The following is a 17,183-nucleotide window of genomic DNA, read 5'->3' on the forward strand; positions in this document are numbered from 1 at the left end:
ATGCGCGTTTCTCATTTGCAGCAGCATCAGAGTTTCGTCCGGGACGTCGACCAGCGCCTCTATAACATGACGCGCATCCAGCAGGAGCTCGGCGCGGGACAACGCATCTTTCAGCCGTCCGAGGACGTCGCATCGGCGGGACACGCCATGGACTCTCGTTCGCAGATTGAGTCCATCGCACAGTATCGTCGCAACATCGAGAATGGTCAAGGCTATGTTGAAGCCGCGGACGCTAAACTAACATCGCTGGTCGAACTGCTTAACGAAATAGACGCGCTGGCACTGCAAGCCGATAACGATCACGTGACGCCGGAGGATCGCACTTTCGCGGCGCAAGAGTTGAATCAGAAGCTCGAGTCCCTGCTCGAATATGCCAATGCACAGGTCGGCGACCGCTATCTGTTTGCCGGGCACGGCACGACAGCGGCGCCATTTGCCGTGACACGAGACGCCAACGGATTGATAACATCAGTTGCGGCTGTTAACGAGTCCATCTCCGGCCGCGTCTACCGTACTATTGACGAGAACGAGAATGTTGCTATCAACGTGACCGGTGACCGCCTCTTTCAGCCGCAAGGCGAAGCCGGTACCGCGAGCGATATATTCTACGTCGTTGCTCAGTTGCGCGACACGATTGCCAACGACAACACGCCGCCCACAGGCGAGGAGGCAACGTTGAGCACTCATGTTCTGCGCGATAACCTCGATGCCGTTCGCCAACGCATTGTTGAGCAGCAAACGTATCTTGGCGCGCTGGGCCAGCGACTTGAAAACAAATTGAATGATCTATCGCAGGCCGAAATCAACTGGACAGAGCAGTTGGAGCAAGCGCAAGGCGCGGACATGACGGATCTCGTCTCCCGACTTGCGGTGGAGGAGGGCGTCTACAACGCCCTGCTCGCCATACAATCCCGTGTGCTTTCACGTTCACTAATAGACTACTTAGGCTAACATGAAGAAACGAGCGCTCATCACAGGCGTCACCGGCCAGGATGGAAGCTACTTAGCGGAGTTACTGCTCGACAAGGGCTACACCGTCTTTGGAATGGTGCGCCGTGCCAGTACCGAGAACTTCGCTCGCATTGAGCATCTGCGTGAAGATGTTACTCTCTTGCAGGGGGATCTGCTCGACGCGAACTCCCTTGAGCAAGTGCTGAAAACGTCACGGCCTGATGAAATCTACAATCTCGCGGCGCAGAGCTTTGTGCCCACGTCGTGGCAGCAGCCTATTCTTACGGGCGAATTTACGGCGCTGGGAGTCGCCCGCCTGCTGGAAGCGCTGCGCAATGTCTGCCCGGAGGCACGGTTCTATCAAGCTTCCTCGTCCGAAATGTTCGGGAAAGTCCGCGAAGTGCCGCAGTGCGAAAATACGCCGTTCTATCCGCGCAGTCCTTATGGCGTGGCTAAGGCGTTTGGCCACTATATCACGGTAAACATGCGCGAATCGTACGGCTTGCACGCATCGAGCGGAATTCTCTTCAATCACGAATCGCCGCGGCGCGGTCTGGAATTTGTCACGCGCAAAATTACGCGCGCAGCCGCGGCCATTGCCCTCGGCTTGCAGAAACAGCTCGAACTCGGCAATCTTGACGCTCGACGGGATTGGGGATTTGCGGGCGACTACGTGGATGCGATGTGGCGCATGCTGCAGCAGGACAGTCCCGGCGATTACGTTGTGGCTACCGGGGAGACGCACAGCGTGCAGGAGTTCGTGAACGCGGCATTCGCTTGTGTCAACCTTGACCCAGAGAGTTTTGTTCGTATTCGCGCCGATCTGATCCGTCCCGCCGAAGTTGATCTATTGGTCGGTGATCCTCGTAAAGCACACGCAGATCTCGACTGGACGCCGAATGTGACGTTTCAGGGATTGGTTGAGATGATGGTGCGCGCGGACTATGACCACCTATTGCGAACTGCGACGCCGCCGCCGCGAACGATAGCGGCGAGGAAGACTGTCACATTGGAACGAGCCACGCCACCGGTTATTCGGTAGGCGAAGCAGGCGACGTGGCAAATAGCATGTTACAAGAGAAGGCCGCGCAATTGGCGCAACAGCGATCGCGCTGCGGTGCGGGCGAACGCCGTTGGCTGCGCTGCTACGAGCTGGCCGAGCAAGAGACGAATCCAGCGGCGGAAATCGCGTTGGCGCAAGCCGCGTCGCTTCTCACCGGAATGGACAGCGAATGGTATGCGGCAAGCCGTGATCGAATCGCCTCGTGGGTTTCGCCGAATGCTCTCGCAAATCTGACCTCGGAGTTGGAGCTTGATCTTGTCCGCGTCAACAAGCGTCTTGCGGCGTATGCAGGTTCGTTCCGTGCAGCGCCTGCTGCACAAGACCTGTCTGCGCGTCGAACGACGTCCGGAAAATTGCGAGTTGGCGTGGATATTCGTCCATTGGCGATTCCATCTACTCGCAAGCGCGGCATCGGCCGCTATGTGATCGCCACGGTCAGCCGTCTCCTGCGTTTAGGCTCCATGCACGACTTCGTGCTGCTAGCAGAACCGGGAATCGCTCCGGACGAAGAACTTTACAGAGAGTTTGCGAGTCCTAACGCGAGCTTCCGCGCGATGGGCGCTGGCTGTGACGTTGACCTGGATGTATTTCTGCTGACTGACCCGTCGCCGATGCTCGCCGGACGGCGAACTGCTGCTCTGCCGATCGTCCGCTGTCCCTGGATTTCGATCATCTACGATTTCATTCCGCTTGAGTTTCCCGATCTGTATCTACGCGGCAGTCTTCAACTCGTAGATGAGTACTTGGAGAATATCGAGACCGTCGCCGCTCGCTGCGAACGCGTCTTTCCGATTTCCAATTACGTCGGAATCCAGTGCACAAACTATCTGGACTTGCCCGCAGAACGTGTCACCCCGATTTTTGGCGGTGTTGACAATTTCTTCTTTGATGTGGCAGCGGCTGACCAATCTGGACAGCGCTCTGCACCCTACTTCTTGTATGTTGGCGGGGCCGACGCTCGCAAAAACGTGCCGCGCTTGATTGACGCGTTCGCGCACGCGACTCGACAACTGCCTGCTGATACGCAATTGCTGTTCGTCGGCGAAATGAACGATGTCAAGACGCGCGACACACTGAATGCCCTGGGTGCGAATTTCCTTGCCGATAGAGTGATTGGTTTGGGTTCAAGGTCCGACGAGGAATTGCGCGCGCTGTACGCTAATGCATTGGCGACCGTGTTTGTATCCCTGAGCGAGGGACTTGGCCTGCCGGCACTTGAGGCAATGGCCGCCGGGTGCCCAGTTATTTCCTCAAACACGTCCGCATTAGGCGAAACGGTTGGCGACGTCGGATTGCTTGTGAATCCGAACTCAACTGAAGAAATTAGTGCGGCCATGCTGCGAATGTCATGTGACATGTCCCTGCGTGAGTCGTTGAGTCGCCGCGGCGTGGCGCACGCGCGTGGATGGACGTGGGATGACGTCGCCAACAAGATCCTCGCTGAATTGCCAAAGCACGCCGTGCGTCTATCCGCGCGGCGGCGGACATCGCGGAAACTTCGCGTGGCAATGATAAATCGCGCCAACGTGTGGGATGCGCAAGGCGGTGATACCCGTGTCATGCTGCAAATGCAGCGCGCGGCGCAGATGTCGGACATAGAAGTCTTCTTCCCTGAGACGGACGAGCAGACTGTTGCCGCAGATATCATTCACGTGGTCAACATGACGTTGCCGCGGCTGATGCAGCACGCGTTGACATTAGCTGAGCAATCAGGCAAGCCGCTCGTCGTCACAACGCTGTTCGAAGACTGGCCGCGCTACTTAAACGCTTCGCATGAGGCCTTTGCCGTTTATCATGCCTGTCGCGCGGGTCGTCTTCCCCGGGAAGAATTGCAGACGGTGCTTAGCCGTATCGGCCGGGGTGCCGTGGCTCCGCAGGCTGCACAGCATGATGTTCGAGGTGTGGCGCGATTTCTGGCGTGCAGCGCGAGTGAAGCCGCCCGCTTGGCCGAGGCCTTTCCTGCCAGCGCCGATCGTATCCGAGTGGTGCCCTTCGAGGTTGAGGCACCGCTGGCGGCTGAAGACAAGACACTCGCATCTTTGCGAGGTGCGCTTGGATTGGAGGAGTACATTCTATGTATCGGTCGCCTGGAAACACGCAAGAATCAACTGGCATTGCAGGCCGCGCTGGAGCATGATGACATTGCCATCGTCTACGCGGCAGGAGGATACTCGCCGCAGCCTGAGTATGCGAACACTGTCAAGGCCTGGCCGCGCCGAGGTGTAACCAAGACGCTGGATCGGATGCCGTGGCATCTGATGTCCGCTCTGATTCGCGGCGCCGCGGCGCACGCTCTGCCGAGCTTCTATGAGCTGCCGGGGCTCGTACACCTCGAATGTGCCGCTGCCGGCGTTCCGATAGTCGCGGCGGATTGGGGTGCGCTGCCCGATTACCTGCCAGCAGAAGCGTTTCATGTTTGCGATCCACTGGACCTTGATTCGATTCGTGTTGCAGTGAGCGATGCGATGTCGAACACGCCATCGCCGGCAATCGCTGAAAGTGCCGCGGCATTCTCCAGCGAACGGCTGGCCGACCGATTGCAAACGGTCTACGACGAAGTGATGAATGAGTTTAACAATACTGGAAAACGAGACCAGCGCGCAGCACGTGCGCTTAAATCTCCCTTTGTTCCCGGAGGAACTTATGCCGCTGTCTGAAAATGCATATCAGTACGACGTGTCCATCGTCATCCCCGTTTTCAATCGCCGTGATTTAACGGAGCGCTGCCTGGAAGCCATCGCGCGCAGTTCCAACCACGCGTCCTATGAGGTCATTGTGATAAACAACGGCTCTACGGATGACACGGCGCAGCTCTTGTCGAGCATCGAAGGCGACATGACCGTGATAACCAACAAGACCAACGAAGGGTTCGCGGCGGCCTGTAATCGCGGTGCGCGTTTGGCGACCGGACGTTATCTGCTCCTGTTGAACAATGACACAGAAGTCTCCGACGACTATCTTGACAATATGCTCGCAGCTGCAAACGCTCAGGACAAGTGCGGCGCGGTCGGCACGAAGCTGCTCTATGCAAATGGTCGCGTTCAGCATGCTGGGATCGCTTTTAATCAAGATGGCACCCCTTACCACATCTTCCAGAATTTCGCAGCCGATCACCCGGCTGTCACGACATCGCGCATGATGCAAGCCGTCACTGCAGCCTGCATGCTCGTTAGCCGGGAGGTCTACAATCAATTTGGCGGCTTTGACTCAGGCTATCGCAATGGATTTGAAGACATTGATTTCTGCCTGCGCCTGACAGAGCAAGGTTATCGCAATTACTATTGCGCCGATTGCGAGATCCTGCACCACGAGGAGTCAAGTCCTGGTCGCAAGGATAATGATCGCGAGAACTTGCAACGATTCAACGCGCGCTGGGCGGCGACGATTATTCCCGACGAAGAGCGTTATCTGGCCGAGTTTAATCTGCGCCTCGTGTGGGGAGCGCAAGGCGGACGTTACGAATCACTAACCGGCGACCAGACCGGCGGCAATCCGGATACGCCGTTGGACATCGCGTCGCTGCTGGATCGTGCGCAGAAGAAGTACTTGGAAGGAAGGCACGATGATGCCGCGACCATATTGCATACAATTGTTGAACGCAAAATGACCTTTGCGCGCGACGACGAGTTTGAAACGTGGCAACTGCTCGGCAACTGCATGGCACGATTGAATCGCGCGGCTGAGGCGGAGACGGCGTTCATTCACGCAGCCGAAGTAAACAACGAATCCGAACGTCCGTTCTTGGGCCTGGGTTCCGTGGCGTTAATGCAGGAAAATTGGACCGCGGCGCAATACGGTTTCCTTGCGGCCTTAACTCGTAAGCCTGCCGCACCACGCGCGGAGTTTGGTTTGGGCATCAGTTTGGCCGCCCGGGGACGCCACAATGAAGCCTTGAAGCACTTTCAGCAGGTCGTCGCGGCCGATGCTCGCAACAGCGAGGCCGTCTTCTATTTATATAGATCCGCGCTCGAAGTCGGTCAGCCTGATGCAGCGATCAGTGCGTTGTCGTCCTACTTGGAGCAATTCCCCAATGATGCTGACTTCTGGTTCCATCTGGCCGGCGCACTGTGGAAGAACGGATCTCCCGATGACGCCATTGAAGCATGTGAGCGCGTACTGGACTTGAATCCGCAGCACGCTGATGCGCAAAGTACGTTAGAATACATGGAAAGCCGTGTCGGAGCAACGGCCTAATCTACTTGTCTTGCAGTGGGCGCGATTGGGAGACTTATTCCATTCGCGCCCGGCAATGGCAGCGGCGTGGCGCGAGTGGCGTCCCGCGCGCTTGGTCATGTGTTGTGATGCAGCGTATGAGTCAATTGCCCGCGAGTTTCCTGAAGTCGATGATGTTCTGCCGATTGACTTTCGAATCCTGACATCCGTACTACGAGGAGACACTGATCTGCCGGATGCAATGTCCGAAATGCTTCGCATTGTGGGCGCGTCGCAGTCCTTTGACATTGTTCTCAATCTGACGAATCACGGCGCGGCATGGCAGTTTGCGAAAAGCACCGGAGCCGCGCGTTGTCTTGGCTACGGTGCGGCAGGCAGTCAAGACCACAATGACGGCGGCTTTGGAAGTCCGGGTCTGCCATTTGGCCCGCAACACATTTCATCAGTCTGGTCGGCCTTCATAGTCAACGCCAATCAGCCGGTGCCGCGCAGTCTTAACACCTCGCGGAGCGTTCCGTCCAAGAGCGATGTGGCCATTCTGTGTGACGCGGGAGAGAGCGAGCGCGATCTCACCGCGGATCTGTTGGATCGCATCATTGAAGCGGTTCAACGCGCAGGGATCGGCACCATCACTCTGCTTGGTGCGCGCTCTGCGAACAACACTTTCAGTACGCTTGGCTGCCTGCGTGATCTGCGAGGTCAAACTTCGCTATTGGACCTAAAACGCGAGCTCGGCAACTCGGTCGCGGTAATCGGACCGGATACTGGCGGCCTGCACTTTGCCGCTGCTCTGGGAAAACCGGTGTTTGGAATCTACCTTGCGGGCGCGAGAGAACAGCTCACAGGCCCACTTAGTCATCGCTGTCACTGTTTGCAAGCAATGACAGCAGCAGAACTGACGCCAGTGATTCAGGACGAGCTTGACGCGTGGTTAATGAAACTTTCAACGTCGACGACCTTGGACCATATTGCCGCTACAAGTGACGCATGGTCAATGGACGTCAGCATTGTCATCCCCGAGCACGCACAGACATACTATGCCGACGTGCTGCTTCGTCAACTGGCGCAGTGGCGGCCGACGCTGCGCGCGGAAGTCATCGTCGTCAGCGGCGGACTCGATTCGCTTGATCTGTCCCACGCCCGTGCAAGAAGCCTGGTCGTAGTGGACGCGCAGTGCGAGGTGCGCACGTTTGCGCAAGCCTGCAATCGCGGTTCGTTGATGGCTCGCGGCGCGTGGTTACTCTTTCTGAACGACGACTGCGAACTGACTCTTGAAAATCTCGATCAGCTCCTGTCTGAACGAGTTTCTGGGAAAATCAGCGGACCGCGTCTGCGTGACTGGGATGGTGAATTGCAAGCCGCTGGCTTTCACGTTTCGCGCCGCGGTGTTGTCGAGCGCGGCGGAGCAGGCGAGCAATGTGAACTCGACGGGGGCCACGTACACGGGTTGTCAGCCGCAGCAATGCTCATTGAGCATGATCTGTTCGACGATCTCGGTGGCTTCGCCGATTGTTACCGCAACGGGTACGAAGATGTGGACCTGTGCTTGCGCGCAAGTGAACGCGGGATTGCCATGCATGTGGCGAATGCCGATATCATGCATTATCGCGGTTCGGCGCCGGACCGCTATCAAGCAGATAACAGCAATGCTGCGACTTTGCGAAATCGTTGGGAGGACCGCTTGAGGGGCGATGCATCAGCCATCGCTATTCAGAATGGCGTGGGTTGCCCAATTGTGATCCTCTCCGACGAGCACCCGCATAGCGCCGGCGCGGTCTTGCGATGGCGCTCGCCATTGACGAAGATTGGTTTGCGCGAAAATCGCGACTTCGTGTGGCTGCACGCTATAACCGAAAACACCGCGCAAGTCGCCGGTATCCTCGGTGAGGCCAAAGTGCTCGTCGTGTTTCGCTCTATCAGCGATCCGGCACTGCGGGAATTAGTCCTGACGACTCAGCGTCAACGAAATCTCACTCTGTGTTTTGACGCCGACGACATTCTGCTTGACCGCTTTCCAGCCGGAAGCCGACGATCGGTGTTGCGCGCGGACTTCGAACGCGGCGTCCGCGAGATCGCCGCTGCCGCCACTACTGTAACAGCTCCCAACGCCGCAATCCTCGCGAATCTTACGGTGCGAGCGTCGCGGACACATGTCATCCCGTCGCTGTCGATGTCCGAGCACTTCTCGAAACCGCTGCTCTCTAACGATGCGAGCTGCACGCGAATAGGATATGCAGGCGGAAAGGCGCATGCTTTGGATCTTGCGCTGGTCACTCCTGTAATCGAAGATATCCTTGAGCAGAATGAACGCACGTTCTTCTATTGGTGGGGCGCTCATCCCGGACCCATTGCGTACCATCCTCAAGTGCGCCGCGGCGGAAGCTGGCAATCGAATTACATGCGGCATCTTGCCCGGCTCACTCGGGCGCCGATTGATCTTTGGCTCGTGCCTCTGGCCGAATCGAGATCCAATGCTGCGCGTTCACCGATCAAGGCATACGAATACATCGGTGCAATGCGTCCCTGCCTTTTTTCACAAGTGTCACCTTTCAGCGACCTACTGAGTGATAGTGCGCCGGGGCTGTTGGTAGAGAACACGCATGCGGCGTGGCGATCAGCCATAGAGTCATGGCTGTTCTCGAGCGACCGGAGTCGTAGGCTGGAGCAGTTACTGGCGGCGCGGACACGAATCCAGCTAGCGTCGCAAGATACCTCTGCTTACGAAAGTTTCACTGGAAATATGCTCAAGACGCGCCGCGAATCGCTTGCCGATCATGTGGTAATGGCATGAATCAATTTGTGCTTAAACGAGCGGAGAGCGGTGAGTGGACCGCCATGCACAAGGAGACAGGAGTACTCGTGCATAGCGCCGTGTCACCGCAAAGCGAAGCCGAGCGTGCGGCCTTGAGCATTCAGGCCCTCAGTGACGATCCGGTCATCTTGATCGGCGTTGGCCTTGGCTATTTGGCGCGCGAGCTCGCCAGTCGAGGAATGTCAATTCAATGCTATGAGCCATTTGCTGACCTCACACTGCATCTCGAAACTGCGCAGTTGCAGTCAGGCGACGCCGGCGAAGTCTTCAGCGGCCTTGAATTGCTTGCGGATGCTACATCTGGTGTTGGTACCGGTAAACGCACAATCATCGCACCTTACGTTCTTGCACTGCAATCCTATCTACCGCAGCCGCTTCGCGAGTTGATCGCGGAAAAGCATGTTCTGACGCAGTCACGCAAGAAGTACGCGCCAATTATCAAGCGTAACATTGACGCGAATCTCCTATTGTGGCACAAGCTGCCGAAAATTCAGTTGAGTGCGCATCAATCACCAAAACTTGGCGTGGCTGTTGGCGCCGGGCCTACGCTCACAGCTTGCGTAGAGACGCTGTGCGCCGCGCGCAGCAAATTGCTTTTGGTCGCTGCGTCGGGAGCCGTACCAGCACTGATGTCGGCAGGCATCGAGCCGGATTGGATTGTTGTGTTAGAGTCGAGTGACGCGGCAGAACGTGATCTTGATTTTGTTTCGCCGGCGAGTCGACTTGTGGTCTTTCCCTGGTCACATCCCGCAGCTCTCGAATGTAACCGTGGCTTGGTTTTCGCTGCCGACGAGGACGATCTCCATACGCACAGCGGAACGAGCGGAATTGCCGCAGCCGATCTGGCTTTGAAACTTACCAACCGCGAGCTGTTTTTGGTTGGCATGGAGTTGTCGGATGCGGATGGCGAGTATGCCACAGGTGCGTTGCGTGAAAGCGCCAATGTGGCGCGTTCTGCACCGAAATTCATGGTCATGCGTCATGCGGCGGAGGAGTGGGCCTTGCAAAACGACATGTGCAGCATCATGCAAGTCGTTCCAAGTGGTGTTGCGCCGGTACGGGGAATGGAGCCGGTGCTAGCAGGTGACTTTTCAAACGCTTTGCATTCACGCATCTCAGCACGTATCCAGGCGTCTGTATAAACAATGATTCGACTCACACACACTTCCATGGACATGCGTCTGCCGCAACGCACGATTGTTGTGCCAACACCGCTTTACGGCGGCAGCCTACCGATCGCGTATCACGCGGCATCGGCCTTCGAGCAGTTGGGAAACAATGTGCATGTGCTGCCTTTTGACAGTGCGTACTCGCTTTATGAGTTGTTCGGTGGAGTGGGTGCCATGGCTCCGCGACTTAAGGGGCGGCTTGCCGAGTTGTTGGCGGACTTCGCGTGTGAAACGGCTATTGCCCTGCATGCGGACCTCGTGTGGTACACCGCTCAAAGCCCGGTGACCATTGCTGCATTGCAACGACTTCGCGAGGCCGGTATTACCACCGCGCTCTGGTTCGTTGAAGATGTGCGGCGATTCGACTACTGGCGCCACATCGTAGCTGACTTTGACTGCGTCTATACTATTCAGGTCGGCGACGCTGCAGAGGCACTGCGGCAGCATGGCGCGCGAAAAGTCGTGTACTTGCCGATGGCGGCCAATCCCGCTTTGCATCGACCGCTCACAATCGCTGATGCCGATCGCTTGCGGTACGGTGCTCCGGTGTCGTTTGTTGGCGCAGGATATCCCAACCGTGTCGCGCTGTTCGAGCGTCTGCCCATTCCCGACCTAAAGATCTGGGGCAATGACTGGCCGACAGAGTGGAACAGCCGTCTGCAGGAGAATGGCCGCCGGGTAACGTCTGAAGAGACCGCGCTAATTTACAACGCTTCCAAAATCAACCTGAATCTGCACAGTGCGGTCAATGACGAGCTTCTGATGCGCGGTGACTTCGTCAATCCGCGCACCTTTGAGATTGCCGCCTGCGGGGCGTTTCAACTCGTAAACGACCAAGCGCCATTGGCCGATCTGTTTGATGATAGCGAAGTTGCCGTGGTTCGTTCGCTTCAAGATCTTGTCAGCGCGCTTGAGCGCTTCTCCAAAGACGAGGGAATGCGTTCGGCGATGGCCGAGCGAGCTCGCCAACGTGTGTTGCGCGAGCATACTTATGTTCAGCGGATGCGAGCCGCGCTCGAGGCGTTGTTCCCAAATCATGGAACAGTGGATCGGTCGCCGCAAAAGGCTGCCCGTTCGACGGCACTTTACACCATGCGCGATCTGAAGGATGCGGCTTGGGGCGACGCGGATATGCAGGAATTTCTTTCGCAGTTTGCTGACAACGAGCGTGCGGCGCTTGATACGTTGGTTTCCAAACTTCCCAACGGAACGCGCTCGATGACACGTGCCGAGATGATCGTCCTTCTCATGAAGGAGTTTCGGCAGTGGGGAGTGGACAAAGGAGTCATTGTAGCGTGAAGCGGGCACTGGTCATCGCTATCACCCGGCTCGGCGATCTCATTCAAATCGAGCCGATGCTGCGCGCACTCAAAGCAGCCGGACGCGCCGAGCACATAACCTTGCTGGTGGAGAGATCCTTTGTCGATATCGCATCCGAACTGCCTTCAGCGGATGATCTGCAAGTTGTGGACTTCGCGAAGATTCTCGGTACCCTAAACGGCAGCTCGGGTGTGCTTCCAGTGGCCGACTATATGGCACTGTCACATGCAATCGTGCGTGAAAAGCACGCGACGCTTGTCAACGTTACGCACACTCGACCTTCGATGGTCCTCGCGGCGCTTGCGGGAGAAGATTCCATTGGCGTAACACTTGACCGGGACGGTCATCAAGTCGTGAACAACTCGTGGCTGCAGTATTTCTTCGCGACGAATTTGGCGAGGCCATGGTGCTCCTTCAATCTTGTTGATATCTACGTAAACGCCATTACGCCACAGACGAAGTTCGCTGATCGAAAGCCGCAGCTACTCGACTCGGCGCCCGGACAACGGGCTGTGCGGAGAGACTGGCAGGGTCTGAAAGTGCTGCTGCACGCGGGTGCGTCTCAATCGGATAAGCAATGGCCGGAGCAGTCGTTTGTTCATTTGGCCAAGGCGCTTCTGGACCGCGGCGCGAGCATCGCCCTAATCGGCGCGCGGCGTTTGGAGTCGAATCATCCATTCCCGACGCACGCTCGCTTGCAGGACCTGACGGGCCGAACGTCGGTGCGCGATGTGATTGAGCTATGCCGCCAAGCGGATGTTATGGTGTCCGCGGATTCCGGTCCGGTGCATATTGCGGCGGCGACGCGCTTGCCATTAGTTGTGATCGAGGGCGGATCGGCGCATGCCTTTGAGACGGCGCCCTATGATCTGAACGCGCTTGTACTGCAGCCCCATCTATCGGATGTCACCAAACGCATTCCGAGCAAGTCGGTGACGTCGGCGCCCGCGGAAGTCGTACCGGTTACGGCTGTGCTTGCCGCGCTTGAACTGCGGATGTTCGGCGAGCCCATCGCGTTGCCGACTCGCGAGTACACGATCTATGAAACGCGTGAAGATAGGAACGTTCCCGGGTTGATGCTTGCGCCGGTGGTCGGTACGCATCGCGCTTATGAATCATGGCAACGCAGACTGCGGCGTTTCTGGTCCCAGGCCATCGGCGGTGAAGCGTCGTTGAACGCCAGCGTTGAGGGCGAAATCGCTCGTCTATTTTCGGACTGCGCGCAGCAGGCGCAGCGCGTAAGCAGGGCGGCATCGTCTGTTGCGACGCTGCAAGCGCGCGCCAACGCTTTGTCCGCGGCTGAACGAAAACTACAAGAGCGACTCCTGCGCCAGCCCGCCCTGCATCACGTCGCGCAGTTCCTGCAAATCGCCCGTTCAAGCGTTCAGGGTGACGTGGCGCGGCAGGCCGATGCGTTGGCCGCGCTGTATTCCGCTTGCAGTATGGCGGCCGACGCGCTTGACAAAGCCAACAGTGAAATGATTAACATGACATATCGCAACACTCCATCCCTCGAGGGGGTAGCATGAAGATTCGCCTTAACGGTTTGGAACTATCGAAGGAAGCTACCGGTGACCTGCTGGTCGGTCAGGTGCTCGCCGAAGTTCAACAAGAGATTCATCTCGGCGGCAAAATTCTGTTAGCCGCAAGTATTGACGGAACGCCGGTTGAAAACGGCTTTCGCCGCAAACGCCAATTGGCAACGCCCGTGACCCGCGTCGCAACGCTGGACCTGATGGTGCAGGAATCTTCGGCAGTAACCGAACAAATCCTCAAGGATTCCCTGCAAATTCAACAACAAGTTGCGACCGAATTGCCGGAATTGGCAACCAGTTTTCGAATCGGCGACGAATGCAACGCCAATCAACGGCTGGCGGATACGCTGGATCGTGTGATGCTGTCGTTGAAGGGGGCCGCACTGGCCATGCAGAAGGGCAAAGAGCGTTCGACTTACTACGCCAGTTTCAATAAGGCCGGCACAGCCCTGATGCCCGTTCTTGATCGCGTGCTCGCGGCGCAGACGGCCGGTGACTATACCGCTCTGGCAGACGAGCTCGAATATCGCTTGCCTTCGGCTTTGCGCAACTGCCAGGACTGCATGGCCCAGATGGTAGCTAACCCGGTCAACTGCGGTGCGGAACGGACCCATGAAGCAAATTAAAGTTCTCCGTCGGGTATTCCGATAACCTGAGTGTAAGGAAAACGTATCAATCGGAGTACTTGAGATGAAACACGATGAGATCCTAACGGTGCCGCGTACTCGATCTGCCAGGGCCCCCAAACTCTATTCGATCGGACAGGTTCACGCCATCACCGGCATTCCCAAACCGACGATCCGCTACTGGGAGAAGGAGTTCGAAAGCTATCTTGAACCGGCCCGGACCACTGGCAACCAGCGACGCTATGACGACAAGGCGATCGCCGATCTGGAGAAGATCAACTATCTTGTGAAAGTCCAGGGTTACACCCTGGAAGGCGCCAAGCGCAAACTCGAACTGCTGCGCAAGGTTGACACGGAACGACCTGTCAGCAACGATCCCATGGCCGAATTGGCCCGCGCGATGTCCGACTATCTGTTAAAGAAACTGTCCCGCGATTAGCGGGGAAACCTAATATCTCGGGAGTAACATGAGCACTCGTATCAATCACAACCTTCTGTCGCTATCGGGCCAGCGCTCGGTCTGGACGGCGCAGAATGACCTCGACTCCGCGGTACAGCGGCTGTCCAGCGGTCTCCGTATCAACTACGCGTGGGATGACCCCACCGGACTCGGCATCAGCGAACGCCTGCGCTCCGCCATCGGCGGTATGGTCGAAGCTGAAAAGAACGCAAGCTACAACATCAACATGATGCAGACCGCTGAAGGCGCGCTGGCCGTCATTGATGAGAAGCTTATCCGGATGCGCGCCATCGCTATTCAGGCGGCCAACGGCGTGCTAACCACGCTTGACCGTCAAGTCGCGAACGTGGAGTTTCAGCAGCTCAAGAGCGAAATGGACCGAATTGCCCGCTCGGCAAACTATAACGGATTCTATCTGCTCGACGGCTCGCGCCAAGCTTCGACGCTCAGCACCGACCCGACGCTCGCCCTCGGCTACAACGCCGTGACCACATCCGCCGAAGCGTCTTCGATCAAGTTCCACATCGGCGAGAACAACGAGACGGGTCTGGATTTCTACTACATTAATATCGCCGGCATGACGGCATCGGATCTTGGTGTAGCAGGTTTGGATGTGTCGAATACCGCTACGGCGCAGAGCGCCATTGAATCGCTGATTGACGCGATCAATTCGAAGGACACCACCCGTACGTTCCTCGGCGCCATGGTCTCGCGGCTGCAGAACACGATTCTGAATCTCAAGATCCAGCGTGAAAATGCCACCGCTTCGGAATCCCAGATCCGCGATGCAGACTTCGCCGCCGAAATGTCCAACTTCACCCGCGCGCAAATCTTGATGCAGACCGGCGTCTCCATGCTGGGCCAGTCAAACCAGATCCCGAATATCGTCGCCCAATTGGTTGGCTAATGACGCATGATTGAAAAGACAGAACAGCCTATTACCTCTTCTCCAAACGGCGTAGATCTGCCTGAGCAATTCAGGCGGATCTCCGCCGCTCTATGGGAGGCGGTCGAACGCCGCGATACCGAGGCGGCGGGTGAACTGCTCGACCAGCGCCAGCAGCTGCTTGACAGCATGCTGAGCGCTGCGGCCCTGAGCCCGGAAGTCAAACGCGAGCTCAAAGCATTTCAAGCGAGCGATAAATACATGATCTGGCAACTCAGCGGCGAGCTTGAATTTCTCAGCCGCCGATTGAGCGGTATTGGCAAGCGCCGGGCGGCTTTCAGCGGCTATGGCCAAAGTCCCTCCGCAAAATCACACGTCCAACGGACCGGATAACGATGTGCGGCTCCGCAGCCATCCTACGGGATGAGCAATCCGTCGAACCGGCCGTTCGTGCCGCGCTGAAACTCTTGGAATCACGCGGCCCGGACGGTTCCGGAGTCATAATCAGTGGCAGCGGCGCACTCGGTCACTGCCGATTGTCGTTGCGCGATTTCGCAGGCGGAGCACAGCCGCTGCGCTTGGCTGATGGCCGCACTTTGGCGTTCGTCGGTGAAATCTACAATGACGAGAAACTGCGTCAACTACTGCAGCTAAACGGATGGACCCCAGCCAATCACAGTGATACGGAGATTCTCGCCGAGGCCGTGACCCGCTATGACAACGCTGCCTGGGAGCGCCTGGACGGGATGTTCGCGGTCATGCTCCTCTCCGCGGATGGCCGTGCCCTCGAAATTATCCGCGACCGCTTTGGCATTAAGCCTGCCTACTTCTCCGTCAGTGGTACCAGCGTTGCCGCCGCGAGCGAACCGGCGGCGGTTATAGAGCTAACGGGAAGACAAAGTGCCGCGCGCGCCGTAGTCCTGCATTTCTTGCAAACATCGCAGGTTGCGTCGAATGGCAGCACGGTTTGGCGAAACATCCAGCTCGCCCCGCCGGGCTCGACCACAACGCTTACGACCAACAGCATCCGGCAGGACACGTGGGCGCCGCGCATGCTCACTCACCATGAATCCGGTGATGACTCGGCCAACCCTGCAAAACTGCTCTATCTGCTGGGTGAAGCCGTCTATCGTCAAGCGCGGGCCGACTTTCCCATCGGCGTCTTTTTGTCCGGCGGCCTCGATAGCTCGCTTTTGGCCGCGCTCTACGCGCGCCAGAACGCTGCACCTATTCACACATTTGCCGTGGCCCTCGCGGGCGATACCGACGACCTACAGCACGCGCAGCGTGTGGCCGAGCAGATCGGCAGTACGCACCGCGCCGCGATCGTCTCAATAGAAGATTTCTTCACAGGCATGCGCGACCTCACTGTCCAGCGTGGTTTGCCTGTGTCATTGCCCAATGAAGTGCTTATCTACCGTCTGGCGCAGGTCGCCAGTCGCGAGGTCAAAGCCGTCCTCAGCGGGGAGGGGGCTGATGAACTGTTCAGCGGCTATCAACGACTGCTTGCGCGTCTCCGTCAATCCGCGCATCCGCAGGCGGACATGCCGTCCGCATTTCGCGCTGCCACCACGTGGTTCAGCGCCGATGATCTGCGCAACAGTTTGCGGAGTGTTGATGACCTCGAATCGCTGCAGTACACGGATCACGCCGCGCTGGGCGCACAGCTTGAGGGCGTGCCGCTTGAGCAGGCGCCGCGCGCCCTGCTGCTCGCGGATCACTTCCCCCACCTCTTAATGCGCTTGGATGGCGCGTCCATGGCCGGCTCGATTGAAGGGCGGGTCCCGTTCACCGATCCTGACGTCGTCCAGTTCGCCCTGTCACTAAGCGCACACGACCTGCGTCCACAGTTCGGACTCGAGAAACCGATCCTGCGAAAAGCCGGGGTGGGTCTGTTGAGTGAGAGCTGTTTGCGGAGGCCGAAACGCGCTTTCCATGCCTCGCTACCTCTGCTGTTCTCGTCCAGCGTGGGTCAGAGTGTCTTGAAGCGCGCGTTGCAACAGCCGCTGATCGCTCAACTATTCGATCAAGAATCACTCGAGCGGCTCTTGAACGAGGATTTTAGAAACCAAGTGTTTCATAGAACTTGGCTCATTTGTTCTTTGGGAATGTGGTGTGAACTCTGCCGGGTCAACGAGATTAATTGACCCTAACCTCAATACCGAGGGGAATTTAAGTTCAGGATTGG

General features: G+C 57.6%; 13 protein-coding genes. All 13 read left to right on the forward strand.

Going from position 1 to position 17,183, the window contains the following annotated elements:
* A complete protein-coding gene (flgL, locus tag IPH10_00945) occupies positions 1-951 on the forward strand; it encodes a flagellar hook-associated protein FlgL (protein MBK6909496.1) in 951 nt (316 codons plus the stop codon).
* Position 952: 1 nt separating this feature from the next.
* A complete protein-coding gene (gene gmd, locus IPH10_00950; GenBank protein ID MBK6909497.1) occupies positions 953-1,993 on the forward strand; it encodes a GDP-mannose 4,6-dehydratase in 1,041 nt (346 codons plus the stop codon).
* A gap of 26 nt (positions 1,994-2,019) precedes the next feature.
* Complete coding sequence (locus IPH10_00955) at positions 2,020-4,671, forward strand: glycosyltransferase (protein ID MBK6909498.1); 2,652 nt, start codon at positions 2,020-2,022, stop codon at positions 4,669-4,671.
* Positions 4,658-6,208, forward strand: a complete 1,551-nt coding sequence (locus IPH10_00960) for a glycosyltransferase (protein MBK6909499.1) — start codon at positions 4,658-4,660, stop codon at positions 6,206-6,208. Before IPH10_00955 ends, IPH10_00960 begins: the two co-directional genes overlap by 14 nt.
* A 229-nt stretch (positions 6,209-6,437) precedes the next feature.
* A complete protein-coding gene (locus IPH10_00965; protein ID MBK6909500.1) occupies positions 6,438-8,978 on the forward strand; it encodes a hypothetical protein in 2,541 nt (846 codons plus the stop codon).
* A gap of 149 nt (positions 8,979-9,127) precedes the next feature.
* A complete protein-coding gene (locus IPH10_00970) occupies positions 9,128-10,141 on the forward strand; it encodes a DUF115 domain-containing protein (GenBank protein MBK6909501.1) in 1,014 nt (337 codons plus the stop codon).
* 3 nt (positions 10,142-10,144) lie between these two features.
* Positions 10,145-11,467: a glycosyltransferase gene (locus IPH10_00975; GenBank protein ID MBK6909502.1), complete on the forward strand. Its 1,323-nt coding sequence runs from the start codon at positions 10,145-10,147 to the stop codon at positions 11,465-11,467.
* Positions 11,464-13,017: a glycosyltransferase family 9 protein gene (locus tag IPH10_00980; GenBank protein ID MBK6909503.1), complete on the forward strand. Its 1,554-nt coding sequence runs from the start codon at positions 11,464-11,466 to the stop codon at positions 13,015-13,017. The genes IPH10_00975 and IPH10_00980 overlap by 4 nt, the downstream gene beginning before the upstream one ends.
* Positions 13,014-13,649, forward strand: coding sequence for a hypothetical protein (locus tag IPH10_00985; GenBank protein MBK6909504.1), 636 nt, complete (start codon positions 13,014-13,016; stop codon positions 13,647-13,649). The genes IPH10_00980 and IPH10_00985 overlap by 4 nt, the downstream gene beginning before the upstream one ends.
* Positions 13,650-13,713: 64 nt before the next feature.
* Entirely contained in the window at positions 13,714-14,088 is a 375-nt protein-coding gene (locus IPH10_00990) for a MerR family transcriptional regulator (GenBank protein ID MBK6909505.1), read from the forward strand.
* Between the two features lie 28 nt (positions 14,089-14,116).
* The gene (locus IPH10_00995) at positions 14,117-15,016 is read left to right on the forward strand and encodes a flagellin (protein ID MBK6909506.1); all 900 of its coding nucleotides are present in this window, start codon (positions 14,117-14,119) and stop codon (positions 15,014-15,016) included.
* A gap of 6 nt (positions 15,017-15,022) precedes the next feature.
* Positions 15,023-15,388: a hypothetical protein gene (locus IPH10_01000; protein MBK6909507.1), complete on the forward strand. Its 366-nt coding sequence runs from the start codon at positions 15,023-15,025 to the stop codon at positions 15,386-15,388.
* Positions 15,389-15,390: 2 nt separating this feature from the next.
* On the forward strand, positions 15,391-17,142 hold the full coding sequence (asnB, locus tag IPH10_01005; GenBank protein MBK6909508.1) for an asparagine synthase (glutamine-hydrolyzing): 1,752 nt from the start codon (positions 15,391-15,393) through the stop codon (positions 17,140-17,142).
* The last annotated feature ends 41 nt before the right edge of the window (positions 17,143-17,183 follow it).

It is taken from the genome of bacterium, from assembly GCA_016702305.1.
In the GTDB taxonomy this organism is placed as follows: domain Bacteria; phylum Electryoneota; class RPQS01; order RPQS01; family RPQS01; genus JABWCQ01.

Excerpts from the sequence above, each read along its gene's own strand:
- flgL (MBK6909496.1), top strand. The coding sequence starts at position 1 with ATGCGCGTTTCTCATTTGCAGCAGCATCAGAGTTTCGTCCGGGACGTC.
- gmd (MBK6909497.1), top strand. The coding sequence starts at position 953 with ATGAAGAAACGAGCGCTCATCACAGGCGTCACCGGCCAGGATGGAAGC.
- IPH10_00955 (MBK6909498.1), top strand. The coding sequence starts at position 2,020 with ATGTTACAAGAGAAGGCCGCGCAATTGGCGCAACAGCGATCGCGCTGC.
- IPH10_00960 (MBK6909499.1), top strand. The coding sequence starts at position 4,658 with ATGCCGCTGTCTGAAAATGCATATCAGTACGACGTGTCCATCGTCATC.
- IPH10_00965 (MBK6909500.1), top strand. The coding sequence starts at position 6,438 with ATGCTTCGCATTGTGGGCGCGTCGCAGTCCTTTGACATTGTTCTCAAT.
- IPH10_00975 (MBK6909502.1), top strand. The coding sequence starts at position 10,145 with ATGATTCGACTCACACACACTTCCATGGACATGCGTCTGCCGCAACGC.
- IPH10_00985 (MBK6909504.1), top strand. The coding sequence starts at position 13,014 with ATGAAGATTCGCCTTAACGGTTTGGAACTATCGAAGGAAGCTACCGGT.
- IPH10_00990 (MBK6909505.1), top strand. The coding sequence starts at position 13,714 with ATGAAACACGATGAGATCCTAACGGTGCCGCGTACTCGATCTGCCAGG.
- IPH10_00995 (MBK6909506.1), top strand. The coding sequence starts at position 14,117 with ATGAGCACTCGTATCAATCACAACCTTCTGTCGCTATCGGGCCAGCGC.
- IPH10_01000 (MBK6909507.1), top strand. The coding sequence starts at position 15,023 with ATGATTGAAAAGACAGAACAGCCTATTACCTCTTCTCCAAACGGCGTA.
- asnB (MBK6909508.1), top strand. The coding sequence starts at position 15,391 with ATGTGCGGCTCCGCAGCCATCCTACGGGATGAGCAATCCGTCGAACCG.